The 18,012-nt window shown below is 59.3% G+C and carries 16 protein-coding genes; 12 read left to right on the forward strand and 4 right to left on the reverse strand.

The window, feature by feature from the left end; genetic code table 11:
- Nucleotides 1-417: 417 nt before the first annotated feature.
- The 3 genes from METLI_RS00900 to METLI_RS00910 all read left to right on the forward strand — a co-directional run bounded on the left by METLI_RS00900 (nucleotide 418) and on the right by METLI_RS00910 (nucleotide 4,944).
- Complete coding sequence (locus tag METLI_RS00900; RefSeq protein WP_004037164.1) at nucleotides 418-1,197, forward strand: sensor histidine kinase; 780 nt, start codon at nucleotides 418-420, stop codon at nucleotides 1,195-1,197.
- A gap of 149 nt (nucleotides 1,198-1,346) precedes the next feature.
- The gene (locus METLI_RS00905) at nucleotides 1,347-3,722 is read left to right on the forward strand and encodes a DEAD/DEAH box helicase (RefSeq protein WP_048103564.1); all 2,376 of its coding nucleotides are present in this window, start codon (nucleotides 1,347-1,349) and stop codon (nucleotides 3,720-3,722) included.
- A gap of 13 nt (nucleotides 3,723-3,735) precedes the next feature.
- On the forward strand, nucleotides 3,736-4,944 hold the full coding sequence (locus METLI_RS00910) for a PD-(D/E)XK nuclease family protein (RefSeq protein ID WP_004037166.1): 1,209 nt from the start codon (nucleotides 3,736-3,738) through the stop codon (nucleotides 4,942-4,944).
- A 187-nt stretch (nucleotides 4,945-5,131) separates the two neighbouring features.
- On the opposite strand, the gene METLI_RS00915 is transcribed toward METLI_RS00910, so the two are convergent.
- The 3 genes from METLI_RS00915 to METLI_RS00925 all read right to left on the reverse strand — a co-directional run bounded on the left by METLI_RS00915 (nucleotide 5,132) and on the right by METLI_RS00925 (nucleotide 9,219).
- Entirely contained in the window at nucleotides 5,132-7,708 is a 2,577-nt protein-coding gene (locus METLI_RS00915; protein WP_004037167.1) for a DEAD/DEAH box helicase family protein, read from the reverse strand.
- 157 nt (nucleotides 7,709-7,865) lie between these two features.
- Nucleotides 7,866-8,045 carry a hypothetical protein gene (locus tag METLI_RS00920; RefSeq protein WP_004037169.1) on the reverse strand — a complete coding sequence of 60 codons (180 nt, stop codon included), beginning with the start codon at nucleotides 8,043-8,045 and terminating at the stop codon, nucleotides 7,866-7,868.
- Nucleotides 8,032-9,219, reverse strand: coding sequence for an ORC1-type DNA replication protein (locus METLI_RS00925; protein ID WP_004037170.1), 1,188 nt, complete (start codon nucleotides 9,217-9,219; stop codon nucleotides 8,032-8,034). The genes METLI_RS00920 and METLI_RS00925 overlap by 14 nt, the downstream gene beginning before the upstream one ends.
- 241 nt (nucleotides 9,220-9,460) lie before the next feature.
- Between METLI_RS00925 and METLI_RS12295 the strand changes: the two genes are divergently transcribed.
- The 6 genes from METLI_RS12295 (at nucleotide 9,461) to METLI_RS00955 (ending at nucleotide 15,851) form a co-directional block, all read left to right on the forward strand.
- Entirely contained in the window at nucleotides 9,461-12,139 is a 2,679-nt protein-coding gene (locus tag METLI_RS12295) for a hypothetical protein (RefSeq protein WP_157203175.1), read from the forward strand.
- 11 nt (nucleotides 12,140-12,150) lie between these two features.
- Nucleotides 12,151-12,966 carry a PKD domain-containing protein gene (locus METLI_RS12300; RefSeq protein ID WP_004037172.1) on the forward strand — a complete coding sequence of 272 codons (816 nt, stop codon included), beginning with the start codon at nucleotides 12,151-12,153 and terminating at the stop codon, nucleotides 12,964-12,966.
- 94 nt (nucleotides 12,967-13,060) lie between these two features.
- Nucleotides 13,061-13,258 carry a hypothetical protein gene (locus tag METLI_RS00940; RefSeq protein ID WP_048103565.1) on the forward strand — a complete coding sequence of 66 codons (198 nt, stop codon included), beginning with the start codon at nucleotides 13,061-13,063 and terminating at the stop codon, nucleotides 13,256-13,258.
- Nucleotides 13,259-13,727: 469 nt separating this feature from the next.
- Nucleotides 13,728-14,012, forward strand: a complete 285-nt coding sequence (locus METLI_RS00945; RefSeq protein WP_004037176.1) for a nucleotidyltransferase family protein — start codon at nucleotides 13,728-13,730, stop codon at nucleotides 14,010-14,012.
- 32 nt (nucleotides 14,013-14,044) lie between these two features.
- A complete protein-coding gene (locus tag METLI_RS00950; RefSeq protein WP_004037177.1) occupies nucleotides 14,045-14,332 on the forward strand; it encodes a HepT-like ribonuclease domain-containing protein in 288 nt (95 codons plus the stop codon).
- Between the two features lie 118 nt (nucleotides 14,333-14,450).
- Nucleotides 14,451-15,851, forward strand: a complete 1,401-nt coding sequence (locus METLI_RS00955; protein WP_048103566.1) for an ATP-binding protein — start codon at nucleotides 14,451-14,453, stop codon at nucleotides 15,849-15,851.
- 59 nt (nucleotides 15,852-15,910) lie between these two features.
- Here METLI_RS00955 and METLI_RS00960 read toward each other — a convergent pair whose 3' ends face one another.
- The gene (locus METLI_RS00960; RefSeq protein ID WP_004037179.1) at nucleotides 15,911-16,153 is read right to left on the reverse strand and encodes a hypothetical protein; all 243 of its coding nucleotides are present in this window, start codon (nucleotides 16,151-16,153) and stop codon (nucleotides 15,911-15,913) included.
- A gap of 168 nt (nucleotides 16,154-16,321) precedes the next feature.
- On the opposite strand from METLI_RS00960, the gene METLI_RS00965 reads away from it, so the two are divergent.
- The 3 genes from METLI_RS00965 to METLI_RS00975 all read left to right on the forward strand — a co-directional run bounded on the left by METLI_RS00965 (nucleotide 16,322) and on the right by METLI_RS00975 (nucleotide 17,666).
- Nucleotides 16,322-16,825 (forward strand): hypothetical protein, encoded by a 504-nt coding sequence (locus tag METLI_RS00965; protein ID WP_004037181.1) that lies wholly within the window; start codon nucleotides 16,322-16,324, stop codon nucleotides 16,823-16,825.
- Nucleotides 16,826-16,856: 31 nt separating this feature from the next.
- Nucleotides 16,857-17,051, forward strand: a complete 195-nt coding sequence (locus tag METLI_RS00970) for a hypothetical protein (protein ID WP_048103567.1) — start codon at nucleotides 16,857-16,859, stop codon at nucleotides 17,049-17,051.
- A gap of 342 nt (nucleotides 17,052-17,393) precedes the next feature.
- Nucleotides 17,394-17,666 carry a hypothetical protein gene (locus METLI_RS00975; protein WP_004037183.1) on the forward strand — a complete coding sequence of 91 codons (273 nt, stop codon included), beginning with the start codon at nucleotides 17,394-17,396 and terminating at the stop codon, nucleotides 17,664-17,666.
- Nucleotides 17,667-18,012 lie beyond the last annotated feature (346 nt).

Below are 18,012 nucleotides of genomic sequence, written 5' to 3' on the forward strand. Positions count from 1 at the left end.
ATAGATCTGCTGTGATGAATCATTCGTTTTTCATAATAGATGTACACAAATGCTAAAATGCAAGACGGTCACTCAAAACATATCAAAATCTATAAATAATGCAAACGCCAAACCTCTCCTTGTCGTTATACGTAATTGGGTGACTCGATGGGCTAATTCAGTATATTTCATCAATCCGGTCGACGTTCCTGTATTCTGGTGGGGTCTTCTGTTGCCTCCTCTGTGTAGGGACAACTCTGCCGTTCATCATCAGATATCAGTGTCGTACTTCATGTTCCCAGGGATAGGTTTCCCCCTCGATCTGGGTTCCCTGTCGGTGCAATCTATCAGATTCGATGATCGAATCCACACAAACTGCTCATCCCGGTCCCTTCGCGTATATCAGCAAATGATTGTTGATGAACAGAAGTGACGCCAATGAAAAAAAATCTGATAAATCAAATGGATGAGGATTCGGATCCCGGAAACTGGGGTGAAGATGAATCCTACCAGAACCATCCGGTATTCTCTGGGTCACCTGATAAAATTCCATCACAGGAAGAGTTTGAGCGCCTTGAGTCGGCACTTCAAAAGACGACGTTGATGACGGGCATGACCATCCACGACATTCTCAATAAGATATCTGTGATCTATGGATATCAGGCACTTATTGGTCGTCAGATGCCGAATCATGGTGATTTTCGCCGGCACTATGAAATCATGATGGAGGCGGTAGACTGCATACGGCAGTATGCTGAGTTCAACAGGTTCTATCTGGGTCAGGGGATACCACCATCAACATGGCTCAGTCTCTCCCGCCTGGTTCAGGAGTCAGTGGTTGGCATATCCCATGAAAATGTTGATCTTGTGATCAATATTGGAAATGTCGAGATCTACGCCGATGAATTGATGAAAAAGGTATTTGTCAATCTAATCGAGAATGCCCTTTCCCATGGCGAAAAAGTTTCAAAGATTCAGATTGGGTTTTCTGAAAATGACGAAGGAGCCATCATTCTCATCGAAGACGACGGATGTGGGATCCCGGCAGAAAACAAGTGCCGAATTTTCGAGTACGGCTTTGGGAACCATACTGGCATGGGCCTTTTCTTCAGCCGGCGGGTGCTTAATCTCTTCGGTTTTTCGATCCGCGAGACCGGCCAGGAAGGATGTGGCGCACGGTTTGAGATCAGAGTTCCTCTGGATCGGTATCGTTGCTAGATTGATTCCTGATCTTCTTTTACTATTAGATATTACGTAATTTTCAGTAAAAGCCATTCATACCATCCACAGTTTACAGAGCAGACAAAAACGTTACTTATTTTATCATATGAGAGAAAAATGGCATCAATAGTGGATAAGGTGACGATTTGATTCAATTTCAGGATTTCATGGCCGCAGTACAATCTTCGCTGGACAGGACCATTACACCCGACGGCAACCAGGGCCAGTATGAAGCCATTGAAAGTGCTCTGGATCGCTCGCTCTTTATCGTGGCCGGCCCGGGGAGCGGAAAGACGATGGTCATGGCTCTGCGGGTATTGAAACTGATTTATGTGGACAAAATTGACTCTTCAACGATCCTTGCCACCACCTTTACCAAGAAGGCGGCCGCAGAGTTGCGGTCCCGCATTCTTGGATGGGGAGATCGTTTACGTGAGGCGTTTATTGAAAACCCGGCCTACACCGACCAACTGGAGGCCCTGCAGTCGATTGATTTCAATCAGATCGTCACTGGAACCATCGACAGCATCTCTGAGAACATCCTGCAGGAGTACCGGGAGCCAGGAAGTCCGGCTCCGGTGATCATTGAGGATTTCATCGCGAATGCCATGATGGTGCGATATGGCCTCCTCAGAGGTCATCGTTACCAGAACGAGGACCTGAAACAATACCTGAAAAATCTCAGTGGTAATACTCGTGGGCTGAACACTGGGGGGATGGCAGGAATCCTGCTCGAAATCCGGGATCGGATCTGTCACGACCAGGTCGACATCGATGCCTTCTGTGAGTCAGGGGAAGATCCTGGGATCGAAGTAGCCTGCGAGGCGATCCGGGCCTATATGCGGGAACTGGAAGAGCGACTGCTCTATGACTACAGCCAACTGGAGCAGGAATTCTATCAGAAACTGCTGGATGGAGGGCTCACCGAATTTACTGATAAAATTCGCTTCGTTCTTGTGGATGAGTACCAGGATACAAACCTGCTCCAGGAACACATCTACTTTGAACTGGCCTGCCACGCCCTGCAGAATGGGGGGAGCGTCACTGTGGTCGGTGACGACGACCAGTCGATCTACCGCTTCCGCGGGGCAACTGTGGACCTCTTCACTCACTTCCCTGCACGGATCCAGGAAGCGCTCGGGGTTCAACCTGCCACGATCACCCTCTCGAAAAACTACCGCTCCACCCACACTATCGTCGACTGCGTTGAGCACTATGTAGCATGCGATGAGAACTTCCAGCAGGCACGGGTGGCAGAAAAACCCGCCATCCAGCACGCGAGAATCGGAACACAGGAAAACATTCCAATCCTGGGCATGTTCCGAGAAGATATTGATACTCTGGCAGAGGACCTCTCTGCCTTTCTCCGGGATGTGGTCGACAATGGAGGGGTCGAGATCACTCAGAACGTTACGACCTATACCCTCCGTATTGATGCTGATCACGGATCCTCGGCTGATATTTGTGTCCTCTGCAGTTCACCCCAGGAAGTGAAGGCCAACGGAGATCCACGTCTGCCATATTTGCTTCGCCACTATCTACACACATCCCCCAATCCAATTGATGTCTTCAACCCGCGTGGACAACAACTCAAGGATATCCCCGAAGTACAGGCGCTCTGCGGGCTCATGCTGGAATGTATCGATCCTGGGTGCCTTGTCCAGAACGGGATACGAAACCTTCCGAACGATGCACAGGACACCTTTAGCACCTGGAGGGAAGCGGCTCACACCTATATTCAGCAGCATACCGAAAAGCATGGAGAGATAACCCTCGAAGAGTTTGTGCAGGGCTGGCAGACCAGAACCCCGCGGAAAGCCTTTGAACAGAAACGTGAAGTTCCCCTCCTCGACCTGGTATACCGGCTGGTGACGTGGATTCCTGCCATGCAGGATGATGTGGAAGGACTCGTCTATCTCGAAGTGATCACCAGAACGGTCACTCAATCTGCCGTTTTCACCAGTTTCGGCAGTGAGATCATCTTTGATGCCAACGCACCAGACCTCGAAGGAAAATCGATCAAAGATGCGATACGCGGGATCTTCATCCCCCTTGCAACTGGGGCCATCGATATCAACGAGGATCTCCTGGAAACCATCCCCAACAATCGCATTCCGATCATGTCCATCCATCAGGCGAAGGGGCTCGAGTACCCCCTGGTCATTGTGGACGTAGGGTCCGATTTCAAGACCGATCACCATACGCAGGCCTTCAAGCGCTATCCGAAAGAGGGGGGGAAGACATGCAGAATGGAGGATGAACTCCGTGCCTTCTCTCCCCTCCTGGTTCCTCAACGACCAGGAGTTGATCGAGCCTTCGACGACCTCATACGACAATATTTCGTGGCCTTCAGTCGTCCCCAGGATGTATTGCTCCTCGTCGGTCTGAACAGCGTGAAGGATGGCTACCTCACCAGGGGGAGGAGACCGAACCGTAAATTCATCCCTAACGTGGCGACAGGATGGGATCGCAACGATACTTGGCACTGGGGGCAGGGGCTGCCTAATATTGTTCATCTCTAGAAAAGAGGGAAAAATGGCACTTTCAGTGAAATCAAAACCCTATATAATTCCTGAGTACAGCCTCACTGGCGATTTGTTGAGTTATCAGGCGTGTGGATTGCAGTATCGCTACCAGAATCGGGGAGCCCTCCCGCCCTCGACACCGGTACAGCTCTGGTTTGGAGAGTTTATCCACGGTGTCATGGAGGAGGCGTACAAAACCTGGCGTGAAGATCCTATGGCGTTCCGCTTCCCTCGCGGGTGGAAAGAGGAGATCCGGGTGATAGAGATGAACGTCAACCGTCGCCTCAGGGCAAAAGGCCTCCTTCCTCCTCCCCGCCTCTTCTGCCCGTATGATGAGACGATGAGAACGCAGGGCCTCTGCCCTGACGCCAACCATCCCCACCCACTCCTGGCCAGTCAACGAGCCGAAGCTGCGATCAATACGTGGGGCCCTCACCTTTTTCCGCTCATCGACAATGCTGAGGTGAAACTTAAGGGGTGCAGGGACATGGTTGGCTACCAGTCAGGGGTCCATCGGGCACAAACCTACAGTGTTACAGGTGTCGTCGACGTCATCAGCTCGATCTCTCTGGAGAGGGCGGAGATGGGAAATCTGATCCTCCACTACATCAACACACATCCCGATATCCGGGCAATCATTGATGACCTCTCCTCGCTGAACTACGAGATCATCATCGACTACAAAGGGATGCGCCGCCCTCCCATGTACCTCAGTCCAGGTGTCCCAAACCCTACCTGGAAGGCCCATGAATGGCAGGTGCTCACCTATGCTTGGTTGCGCTCCCACCAGAAAGATGCCCATCGACCGGTTGCAGGAATCATTTTCTATCTAAACGAATTGATCCCTTCAGCAGACGACATCGGTGATCTCAAAAAGGAGGTAAAGGACAGATTGACCGATATATCGCCGACAAGTCGAGTGGATAAACAGGCGCTGGAGCAGTGGAGGAAGGGATCGAAAAAGAGTGTTCTCTCTGCGAACTTGCGCGAACAGCGATCCATACGCCTGATTCCCATCACCGAAGAGAGTCAACAGCAGAGTCTTCAGGCGTTTGACGGCGTCGTTCTAGAGATCGAAGACTCTATCGCTCGGGAGATGAGGTGTGGATCGATCCGGGAGTGCTGGAGGCAAAATCCTCAGGAGAAAACCTGTACGGCATGCGACTTCAAGCTCTATTGTCCGGCCGTTCAGGGGAAGTATCGGGTGAGCCTACCATAACATGGGCCGCGTTTTTCAGGTCACTGCCCCGGTCGAACCGATCGGGGCAGAACAGGTGGTTACTCTTCGCTCTGGCCCTGATCAGATGGGCCTACCCTCTACATCAAAACACTGAAAATCCCTACTGACAGCAGCAATGTACTCCCCGGCCTGTTTAATGCCGATGAAAAATCTCTTCCCCTTCCAGTTATTGGCCCCGCAGTCTGCACAGTGCCCGTCCAGCCTCTTTCCTCACCCCCGGATCAGGGTCACGCTGCAGTTTCATCAGGTCAAATCTGGCCCTCGGATCCCCGATCAAACCGAGGGCTCGTGCCGCCCGCTCACGGATATCCTGGTCTTGGTCCTTTAAGAGGCTGATCAGGGGATCGATCGCTGCCGGTCCTTGCTGAACAAGAGAGGTAACCGCTCTGTCACGCTCTGCCCGCTTCTGGTTTTGCTTCAGTGATAAAATTAAAAAGTCTAAATTGCTTTGATTCGCACAATTCAAGATCGGATCGGGGCAAGGGAGGACGTCTGGTTTGTGACTGCCAGATGGATAAGACTTGGTTTTCTCGACAGCCGCCCCTCCATACCGCCCGATCAACTCCCTGATCCTTTTTGGCTCCCTCCCGGCAATGACCAGCAGCCAGCGCTGGCTCGGTATCTCCAGCATCTGTTCGTCCCTGTACGCCGACCTGAGCACCCGGGCCCATCTCTCATCGGTGAGGGGGCCGGTCATCCCCTCCAGGAGCCCGACCAGCCGCGCCCGCGCCTCCGGCAGGATAGAATCGACGATATTTCTGACCTTGATCACGCCGAAGTCGTCGGTCGTCAGGCCGTCATGGCTGGCATAATACGTCCTGACCGCCTCCTCGGACTCCCGCTCAAACGCGGAGAACACACCTGACTCATCAGAGACCTCCTCCGTGATCGGGATACCCATCTTCAGGGCCACATCGGTGATCCATGCGAGGTCGTTCTGGTAGGATAACGAGTCCTCGGAGATGATATACTGGCGGGGAACGGCCACAAAGTGGTGGAAGACCGGCTTTTTGCCCGGCCTGTTCCGCAAGATCCTGCCCAGGCGCTGGATGAGCTGAAGTTTTGTCTTGGACGAGGCTACGTTGATCCCGACCTCTGCATCCGGTATATCGACACCCTCGTCGAGCATCTTCGGAGCGATCAGGACACCGATTTGGGCTGCCCTGAACGCCTGGAGCGACTGCTTCACCTCCTGGTCCTTGAGGTCCGAATGAACGATGAACGCCGGCACCGTCCCAGAGATACGCTCATAGATTCGCTCGCAGGTTGCAATATCCATCGCAAACAGCACGCACTTCTTCGTCCCGGCCAACTCCCGCACCAGGGCGACTGCACTCTCGAGTTTCGGCGACGACCGGTGGATCACCAGACGCCGTTTATTTATGAGACCGCGCATCTGGAGCCACTCCACCGGAATATCGACACTGCGGTACCGGAGGTCTGTCATCAGGCTGAAAAAGTCCCCCAGGTTCTCAAACCGTTCAAACCGGTTCCTCGACAATACCCTGATCCGCTCTTTCTGGGTGGCGTTGATGTAATTCAGGAGTTTTCTGATGCTCTCGGTGATCGACGCGAACTCGACCTCCTCTGCAATATCCAGGAACGTCTTGTGGATCGTCAGGTTAAACTCAGGGACGATCCCGTCCCGTCGTGCATTGGCCAGCGTATAGGTGAATATTGTATTCCCGAGATAGCGGTCCAGCACATTCGAACGTTCCCGCCCCTCCACCGTCGCCGACAGCCCCATCCTCCACTGGCAGGGAACGGTGAGGGCGTTTCGAAACTTCAGGCCAGCCCCGTGGTGGACCTCGTCGACGATGAGGAGTTCTGTGCCGTACTCCCCTGGATCTTTCATCACCATCTGGAAGGTGTTGAACGAGATCTCGAACTTCCCTTTATACGAGACCGGCACCGTATAATCCTCGTCCGGGTCGCCCAGGAACCCCAGTTTTTCGATCGCCTCCCGCCGCCACTGGTTCAGGATTGCCCGCGAATGGCAGAGCACCAGCACCTTCAGCGAGTGATGTATTTTAAAAAGATGATAGGCCGTTGCAAGGCCGACAAGGGTCTTACCGGTCGCTGTGGCCATTTCCAGCACCCCTTTCCCGCCGACACCGAGCCAGGAGTCCCGGGCCTGGACCTGGTGTTTCCACAGGGAAAGAAGAACTTCAGGTGTTTCGGCGATCTCGCGGATGGCTTCGTCGGAAGATGGCCAGGCTTTGTTGAACAACTCCCATTTGCCGGATTTTTTCAGACCGAGATAAAACTCCATGGCAAAGAGCGAACTTCCCACACAAAAGAGATGGACACTCTCTTCGATCTCTGATGGCGACAATGCGATTTTAACGGCGATTTTTTTGAGGATCTGGATCTTTTGGATCTCAGGGTAGGTATGGAGGGCGGTTACCAGGTGTTTCCGGAATTCTGAAAATTCAGCCCAGGAATAGTGCGAATCAGATCCTTCTATGAACCGCTCTGAAAGGACGGCCGCAGATTTCTGTGCGACATACTCCTCCAGGTTCTGGTAGGCAGGCCCATAGACGTCGAGCTGGGAAACAAACAGGGTGTGATGAAAATTGCGGTTGTGGTATTCGTTATCGTAATGGTTGAGGAGTTCCTCATCGGCCAGGCTCAGGGCGACCGGGATAGGCTGCGGGTCGAGTTTTTGCTGCCTGAAATACTCAAAGGTAAAACACTCCGGGTGCTCAAGATATTCCAGTTCAAATGCCGAGAGATGTTTCATGTGCGCTCTCCATGAAATCAGGGGTCAGGACATGCTTTGTTATCTCTTCACGATTAATGCTGTTTTCGGTATTGTTCTCGTGCATCTGGGTCTGAAAGATAATAGGTGGTGTTATGCCGGGCATATGAACTGAAATAGGGAAAAATAGAGAAGAATCTCACTTCTTCCGATACACATTCACCCCGATCTTCACCTCCTCCCTCCCCGGCACCGAAACATTCCCATCCGTCGAAGCGATCGTGATCGACTTCCCTGACTTCGACGCCCCGAACTCCTGCGAGAGATCGACCGTGATCACCAGCCTATCCCCCTCCACCTTCATATCAACATTTTTCATCGTCGCACACTCCTGCAGGACCGTTCACCGGCACCCCCGATGAACCTGCCGGGACCTGGAGCACCTCCTCCACCCCCTCCCGCACCAGGATCACCCGCGTCAGCCCCCGTCTCCTGACCACGGCCAGGTCCACCAGCCTGAGGAGTTCGAGCCTCCGCAGCCGCTCGTGAAACGCCGTGTAACTCATCTGCATGCGGTCGCCGAGGCGCTCGTACACCCGCCCGGAGATCACCGGCTCCTCCTCGTCCTCCAGCCCGGCCGCCACGATCGAGTCGAGCACCGCCCGCTCCCCGGCGTCCAGGGACCGCACCGCCCGCTCCACCTGCAGGTTCAGGGAGGCCGCATACGCGGCGAGCACGTCCGCCGCCTCCACCTCCCGCCGGGCGTCCATCTCGGCCGCGAGGGCCGCCCGCCTGATCATCTCCGGCCCCACCCTGAGGTCCCCGCAGGCGTGCGTCCGCTCCACCAGGAGGTCGAGCACGGCCGGGGGCACGACGCCGGGGTACAGCCCGGCCCGGATCCGGTCGGCGAGGATCCCCCTGATCTCCTCGGGCGTGTACAGGGGGAAATAGACCTCGGAGGCCTGGAGCACCGAGCGCGTCGCCGGGTCCAGGCAGCGGACCAGGTCGACGTCCACGTCCGAGACGACCAGCATCACCCCGGCCCGCGTCCCGGGATAGCCCTCGTGCATCCTGAGGATCCCGGCGAGCAGGTCGTTCAACACGTTGTCCGGGAGGAGATACCCGGCATCGTCCAGGCAGACGACGAGCACCGCACCCCGGGCGGTCAGTTCGCCGGCGATCCGGCCCATGAGCCGCCTGAGCGGGACGCCCGACCCCGGCGGCACCTGGCCGAAGAGGGCGAGATAGACCTGGCCGAAGACTGCATAGGCCGTGCGGTGGACCTGGCAGGAGACGAGCACCGGCACGACCGCCTGCGTCGCCTCCTCCACCTCGGCGAAGATCCGGCGGACGGCCGTGGTCTTCCCGGTCCCGGGCGGCCCCCGCAGCACCGTGTTCAGGGGCGCGGACCCGCGGAGCGTCGGCCGCAGGGCGAAGGCGAGGTCTCTGATCTGGGCGTCGCGGTAGTTGAAGGTCTCAGGGAGGTGGGTGGTATCGAAGGTCCTGGAGTCCCGGAAGAGCGTCTGGTCCGCCATGAGGGGAGTACGGGTCATGGTGAAGGGGTGGTCGGGAGGAGTATATAGGGGCGGGCCGTGCGTGCGGGGTGAAAGTGAATGTGAACCCTCGCATGGGGAAGACCGCTCAGGTGGAACCGTTCCGGCACCTTTATGGGTGAGGGTATTATATTTACTCCAGCGCACGGGAGGCCCCCTCTGCCTTTTCGGAGAGTTCGCACGTTGAGAATTGTTCCGGCGCCGCGCTCCCTCCCGCCGATCTGATAGAAAAGGGACGATCATGAGATCCGGACGAATGACGGCAGGTGTCCTCCTGCTCATCGGGCTCTGCCTCCTGGCGGCGCCCGGGGGGGCGGGAGCAAACGAAAGCGGCGATACGATGTTCGACGACGAGCAGGCATTCGATATCCCGGCAGCCGCCGGCGTCGCCGGCTCTGCGACGAACGATGTCGGCATCACCTCCACCAAAGAGACTCTCATCAGGAGCAACCCCTTCGTCGTGACCGTCACCGGCGGCCCGAATACCGAATACTACCTCTACGTGAGGGACGCCGCCGTTGCGGCGAAAAAATACCCGTACATCAAGACCGGCCAGCCCTCCGTGACGATCGCCGACGCCGCCTTTGCGGGCGCCCCCGATCCCGCCGCCGACACCCTCGCCAACAGCGAGCGGGCAAAAGCCGGCGGCGCATACGTCCCCGGCACCGCGGCCGTCCTCACCACCGACGCCGAAGGAGCCCGTTACGTGGAGTTCGGCACCACCGCCAACACCACCCCCTCGACCTACTTCATCACGGTCGTTGACCCGGCCGACGCCTCGAACTTCGGCGACCTCAGGGTCACGGTGAGGGTGGGGGATGTCACCATCACCGCCGAGGGCGCGGGCACCTACTACATGGGCGATAGGATCAAACTCTCCGGCACCAACACCGACAGCAACGACGTCTACCTCTTCATGACCGGTCCGAACCTCGGCGATGGGGCGGGCGTGGAACTGGACGACCTTTCGGCCTGGGCCTCGGCCGGCAACTACGTCCGGCGCCCGGTCGAGTCCGACGACACCTGGGAGTACGGGTGGGACACCGCCTTCCTCTCAAGGGGCTACTGTGTCCTGGACGCCGGCACCTACACCGTCTACGCATGCAGCAACCGTGTCGACGACCAGGGCAACAACGTCGACAAATACCACCTCTCGGGCGTGCGGTACCAGACCTTCTCGCTCGTGTTCAAGCCGCCCACCATCTCCCTGGACGGGATCGAAGCGGTCGTCGCCAAGGGCGATCGGCTGACGATCAGCGGCACCGCCACCGGAAACCCCGATCAGGTAAGGATCTGGATCATCGGCACGAGGTACCGCCTGCTCGGTGTAACCGCCTTTGCCGAAGAGGACGGCACCTTCTCCTACACCCTCGGGCGCCTGGACACACGACACCTCAGCTCGGGCCAGTACTATGTTGTCGTCCAGCACCCGATGTGCGAGCATGTATTCAACGTCTTTGCCTTCGCACCGGGCTCCACCAGCGACTTCAGGATCGCTAACACCTGGTCGTCGGAGACCGTCGACCTCGGCTCCATGGCTGCCTCCGACGCCGTGACTGCCCTCGTTGACATGATCGAGTCGCCGCACTGTGACGACATCTGCCGCAAATTTACCTTCAGTGTCGAGGAAGCCTGGATCGCGTTCGACCCCGTCGCCAACCATACCGTCGGCGAGACCTTCACGGTCGCCGGGAGCACCAACCTCGCCGCCGGCGACATTCTCGTCTACGATGTGTTCTGCGCCTCCTTCAACCCGACCGTTCCGGGCGATGAGCCCGGATACGGGGCGAGCGGCACTACCACGGTCAGGACCGGCACCGGCACGAACGAGTGGTCCTTTGAGGTCAATACGACCATATTTTCCGCCGAACCGTACCGAATAACCGTCGAATCGGTGGAAGCCGACGTGAGCAAAGCCGCCACGCTTTACCTGGACGGCGAGTCGTATACGCCGCCTGATCCGCCGGTGGGTCCGACGGGCGGGAACTACGGGATCGAGTATATCTTCATCGACCCGGAGACGGACAGGATCGTTGCCGGGGAGAGCGTATGTCTGCGCGGTGGGTTCTCCCTCAAAGATGACGGCGATTCCACCTTCCCTGCCGGCGACCGTCTCGAATGGCGTACCGATCTCGAAAACCCCTGCTGGCGGTATACCATTGAGGTAGGAGATGTCTCCGCCGGGTCCCGGACGGTGTACGCTCGAAATCTCACCATCGACGGCTTCGACCTCTCGTACAACGCTGATCTCGATGTCCGGATACGGCTCTCTCTCTCCGGCAACGCCTCTTTGACCTCGGCCGCCCTGAACCAGACGCTGCTTGCGGTCAGGCAGGTGGACGGAGACGGGGCGTGCGTGAACGGGAGCGAGTATCTCCTCCGCTTTACCCCTTCAGGAGCGCCGTCAACCACCATCGCCCTCTCCCCCGGCTGGAACTTCGTCTCCACCCCGAAGACCCTCGCCGCCGGGAAGGACACGGCAGCGATCTTCGCCGGGGTGGACACGGCGGGCCACTCGGTCCTCCGCTACGACACGCCGACGGGAACCTGGGTCGCCCTGAAACCCACCGACCGGATCCGCCCCCTGGAGGGCTACTGGATCTACGCGGCGGCGGCCACCGAGATCACCCTCTTCTCCTCCACCGCCTCCCCGCAGGCCCCGCCGGAGCGTGCCCTTGCGGCCGGGTGGAACGCCGTCGGCTTTTCCGACACCGAACCGGCCGCCGCCCGCGACGCCCTCGTCTCCCTCGGCGGCACATGGTCGGTGGTGATGGGCTTCGACGCCGCCGCCCAGACCTACGAGACCTCGATCATCAGGGGTGGGAGCGGGGAGCACAGCGATGCGGGCTGGCTGCTCCCGGCGAAGGGATACTGGCTGTACATGACGGAAGACGGAACGCTCGCCGCCATCGGGGCGTGAAGGAGATGCGTATGAAAACATATGCATGTGTCTGCCTCTTCCTCCTCGCCCTCGCTCTCCCGGCCGGAGCCGTGCCCGTCCTCCCGCAGGAGGTCTACGGGACGGTGACCTGCAACGGCACCCCGGCCCCGGCCGGAACGGTCGTCGCCGCCCTGATCGACGGGGTGGTCTGCGGGCGGTTTTCCCTCGACGAGGCGGGCGTGATGGGCGGTGCCGGCACCTTCGACGAGCGGCTGATCGTAGGCGGCGAAAGTGCAGGAAAAACCGTTTCCTTCATCGTGAACGGGGAGGCGGCCACCGAGACCCTGGCGTTTTCGCCCGGCACCGTCGCCCGCCTGGACCTCACCGCTCCCGAGGACGCTCTCATCCCGCAGGGCCCCCATGCGGCCTTCTCCGCCTCGCCCACCCTGGGCGTCGCCCCCCTCACCGTCAGGTTCGCCGACCTCTCGGCGAACGCCTCGGCCTGGGCGTGGACCTTCGGCGACGGGACGACCTCGACGGTGCAGTACCCGATCCACACCTACACCGCGGGCGGCACCTACACCGTCGTCCTCTCGGTCAACGGCGGGGCGGGGGTAGCCAACGCCACGATCGGCGTTTTGCCCGTCCTCTTCGGCGACGCCAACGACAACGGCGCCGTCGACCAGGCCGACACCCTCCGGGTGCTCAAGCAGGTCGTGGGTCTGGCGGCGATGCCGGCGAGCGGGACGGATCTCTTCAGGCAGACCGACGTGCACGAGAACGGTGCGATCGAGATCGGGGACGCCCTCTTCATCGCCCAGTACAATGTGGGGCTGCGGGGGGCGTGGTTCGGGATGGGGGGATGAGATCCCATCCGCACACTATACATGAACGCATGCACCACCCGAAACCAGATATGCCCTCCCTCGCCCTGACCCCGTCCGCATCTTCATCAGCAGCGTGCAGAAGGAGTTCGCCGGGGAACGGGCGGCCCTCCGCGACTACCTGCGGGGCGACGCACTGATGCGGCGGTTCTTCGAGGTCTTCCTCTTCGAGGACGTCCCGGCCGCCGACCGCCGCACCGACGACCTGTACCTCGACGAAAAAATCCCCGATCGTCAGATATCGGACACCCTAAAAACGGAAGATGTCCGATAAATGTCCGATAAATGTCCGTTATCTTGCCGGGTATACTTCGACACATCAGGCTTTCCCGGGCAAGGCCGGGCTGCGCTCGCGAAAGGCTCCGGAGGGGATACGCCATGAGCATCGTCGGCGACCAAGGAACTCACCGTCGGCGCCAGCACCGCACTGAGAGACCTGCACGACATGGTCGCAAAGCATGTTCTTGAACGGCGGGGCGCATCTCGGCGGGACATGCACTATGTCCTGTTCAGGGAGACGAGGGGGTCACCGTGATGTGGTGTGATAAGGAGTGATGTGGTGTGATAAGGAGTGATGTGGTGTGATGATCTCCCGACAGATCGCAAAGGCTCTTTCCGGCACGGGGTAACCCCTCACCCCCACCCGATCATCTGCAGCACGATCGCCACCGCCCCGCCGGAACCGATCGGGGGGCGCCCATCCGAACACTATAAATGAACGCACGCGCCACCCGAAACCAGATATGCACCCTCTCGCCCTGGTCCGCCAGAACCTCCGCACCATCCGGGAACGCTACGGTGTGGCACGCATCGGCGTATTCGGGTCGGTCGTGCGGGGCGAGGCCACCCCGGAAAGCGACATCGACATCCTGGTGGAGTTTCGGGAGGGGGAGGAGACCTTCGACCATTTCATGGACCTCAAGTTCTACCTCGAAGACCTCCTGGGCCGGCCGGCCGATCTCGTCATTGCCGATACCTTAAAGGCCAGGATCAGGAGCACCGTTCTGGCAGAGGTGGTCTATGCCTAGAGACCTCCTGCTCTCCCTGGAGGACATCAGGGATGCCCTCTGTGGGGGAACGGTCGTTTGAGGATGTTGTGGACGATCCGATGTGCCTCGACGCCGTCGTGCTGCGGTTCATCACCATCGGGGAGGCGGTGAAACATCTCCCGGCCGACCTCACCGCCGGCCATCCCGAGATCGAGTGGCGAAAGATTGCCGGGCTCCGGGACATCAGTGTTCATTCGTATTATTCGGTGAAACCGACGATTCTCTGGGATATCATCCAGACCAAACTCGATCCCCTTGACGAGGCCGTCGAGGGTATGATCCGGGATGAAGGGGAATAACCCTCTTCACCCCCACTCGTTCATCTGCAAAACAATCGCCACCGCCTGCCCGGCCCCGTCATGCGGCACAACCCATCCGAACACTATAAATGAACGCATGCACCACCCGAAAAGAGCGATGAAAACCCCCACGGCTGACCTCTCCTCCCTCCTCACCCGCTATGAAGGGCGGCAGATCGACTTCAAGGAAGAGGTGAGCAGCACCTTCTACAAACTCCTTTCCGCCTTCGCCAACACCGCCGGCGGCACCGCCGTCCTCGGCGCGAGGGACCGCGACCACGCCGTCACCGGCATCGACCTGCGCAACAACGCCCAGAAAAAACTCGCAGACAGCATCACAAGCCGGCTCGGCATCCACCCGGTCATCGAGACCCACGAGATCGACGGCAAAAATATCCTCATCGTCACCGTCGAGCAGAGCCGCACGCCGGTCGCCTATGACGGCCGCTACTACACCCGCGTCGGCGACACCACCCGCGAGATGCTCCCGGACGAACTGCGGGGCTTCTTCCAGGAGAGCATCGAGTGGGACAGCGTCCCCGGGACGTTCGACCTCGATGAGATCGACGCGGCGAGCGTCCGGCGGTTCCTCGCCCTCGCCCGGAAAGCTGGCCGCCTCACGGCCACCGACCCGGAAGAACCGGTCGAGGCCGTCCTCCGCCGTCTCGGCCTCATCAGGGACGGCCGCATCACCAACGGCGCCATCGCCCTCTTCGGCACCGACCCGCAGCACCACTTCCCGAACACCGTCCTGCGGATCGGGAGGTTCAGGCGGGCCGACATCATCATCGGCGACCACGAGATCAGGGGCAACCTCTTCGCCCAGTTCGAGGAGGCCGAGCGGACCATCAAGAACTACATCGGCGTCCGCTACGATATCTCCGAGGAGGCGATGCGGGAGTCCTTCCAGCGAAAGGAGGTCTGGGACTACCCGCTCCCGGCGATCCGGGAGGCCCTCCTCAACGCCCTCATCCACCGTGACTACTTCAACAACACCGTCCAGACCCAGGTCAGGATCTTCGACGACCACATCCGCTTCCACAACCCGGGCCGCCTCCCCGAGGGCGTCACCATCGAGATGATCCTCAGGGAGCACTACTCCTACCTCCGTAACCCGCGGATCGCTGACATCTTCTACCGTGCCGGCCTGGTGGAGCGCTACGGGTCTGGGATCGAACGGATCATCAGGGCACTGATGGAGGAAAACCTGCCGGCGCCAGAGATCGTCAGCACGCCCCTCGGCTTCACGCTCACCATGCGTTCAAACCCCTTCACCGACGAATTCCTGCAGGCACTCGATCTGAACGATCGGCAGATCGCGGCCGTTTCCTACCTCAAGGAGCATGGCACCATCACCAACAGCCAGTACCAGGAACTCACCGCCGTCGCTGCCCGGACCGCACTGAAAGACCTGAACGACATGGTTGCAAAGCATGTTCTTGAACGTCGTGGCACTTCACGGCGGGATACTCACTATGTTCTGTTTAGGGAGATGGGGGGTCACCGTGATAATGCGTGATCAATGCGTGATAATGCGTGATCAGTGCGTGATAATGCCCTAGGCAAAGGAGTGACCCCTCACCCCCACCCGAGCATCTGCAGCACGATCGCCACCGCCCCGCCCACGACCCCCCCAGCCCCGGCGGCGATCTGCCTGTCCCGCCTGCTCTCCCCCACCGTCTCGCTCCGCCACCCCTCCAGGGCGCGGAGCCTCTCCTCCCGGCAGGTCCCCTCCTCCTCCATCCTTGAGAGGGTCCGGCAGATCCATTTTACGTCCCTGGCCGTCTCGGCGACCAGCTCCCGCGTCGTCTTCTCGGGCATGGCTCCTCGCCAGGGAGATCGCCGGGAACGGAGATGAGCGTTTCTTAACCCTGCCGTACGCCCCGCCCGTTCGGCCGTCCGATGTTAAGGCAGGCAGATATCCCCCAGGGTCATAGGAGAATGTGCCTGTTCATGTGCCCCGGAGCATGCGGGCAGGAGAAACACAAAATGGCAGACTTTGTCGAGACCAGCAACACCAAGACCGCCGTGCGGCAGATCCCGGCCCCGATCGCAGACATTGCGACCTTCGAGGCGATCGTCGCCGGCGTGATCGCCGACAACCCCTTCGGGTGTGTGGAGTACGTCCAGAGCGGTTCGACCCATCCTGGGGTCGAGCGCAACCGCGAGTCCTACACCCTCCGGGTGAACTACGAGGACGTCGAGGGCAACGTCGTCGGGACCGTCACCGTCAGGGCGCCGGACATGGCCGCCTTCAACGCGGCGGCGACCGCCGTCCTGAACGATGCGGCCCTCGAGACCGCCCTCGGGGGCGACGCCGTCAGGAACCCGGATGCCGACGCCTTCAGCTGCCAGCTGAAGTGCCATGACGCGAACGGGGAGACCTACTACGTCGCCCTGGCCCGCGAGAGCGTGCGGATCACCTCGTACGAGGACGACGCCGTCCTGGCCACTGTCGAGACCTGGGCGGACGGGGTCGCGGCCCTGAACTGAGGGGGGATCTTCCCCCTCTTCCGGGTGGATCATGCCGATTGATGCGACCGTGATCGTCGCCGGGGTGTCGGTCGTGGGGATGGCGGTTGCCGCGATCCCCACCGTCGCCGACGCCCTGGACCGCCGGGCCCGCCGGAATGCCGGCATCGATCCTTTCGGACCAGGCGCAGAAATTCGACTTTGCCCGGGATTCGATTGCCGGACGGGAGTCGTCTGCGTGGGATGAGCGGTGAGGGAGGGGGGATTCCGATCCCTCACCCGCGTAAAAGAAGGCCCTATTGGTCGCTGTTTTGGGAAATGTGGGTGCTGATCTGTTCATATTGGGCGTCTTTTGAGAAACACTCGTATGGGCGTGTAAATAGGGATTTGATGAGAAAACGTGCCGTTTCCTGTGGACGTATGCGGCCGGTCGGGAGGGATGACGGCCCGGAGAGGGGAACGCCTGGGCAGGGGAGGGAGAAGGCGGGAAATAAGGTGGAAATCGACGGAAAATGCAGCACCCCATAGAAGACCCGGGAGGCCACACCCTGCCATTTGATATATATAGTTATATAACAAAAGATCATCCATGCCAGCCTCCAGCTCAGCCTCGCACTCCCCCACCCTGGAGACCATCCGCATGATCGAGGAGTTCGCCCGGGAACACAGCGGCGAATACCGGCGCCGTGCCATGTGGTCCAGCCTTCCGAGAAAGACGATGTACCAGACGTTCAAGACGGCGATCGACTATCTCATCGAGTCGAACAAGATCGCGATCGACGCCGGAGGCAAGGTCTGCTGGATCTTCGACCCCGACCTCACGCGACGGTACCTGGGGCGTGAAGACCTGCGGATCCGATGAAGGCGAAGATCTTCTTCGCGGATGAAAAGGTCAGGGATACCTTCGCCGAACTGAAGGACTCACGCCGCACCCCCCACCTTCGCCGCCCTCGATGCGATCGTCCGGACCCCGATCTTCACCTCCCCGGAGTTTCAGCAGCACGCTCTGATCCCCAGAAAAACCGCCGACCGCATTCCTGGACCGTTGAACGAGGATGCGATCGTCGAGGTGCTCTGCGATCGTTACGTCTTCTGCTGATCGCCACGCAGGGAAGGGACGGTTGTGCGACACCCGGCCCGGCACTCCTGACACCCGCCTGACCGGCAAAAGAACCGCTGGCATTGGGAAAAACCCCATCAGCCAATTT

The sequence above is a fragment of the Methanofollis liminatans DSM 4140 genome, from assembly GCF_000275865.1.
In the GTDB taxonomy this organism is placed as follows: Archaea; Halobacteriota; Methanomicrobia; order Methanomicrobiales; family Methanofollaceae; genus Methanofollis; species Methanofollis liminatans.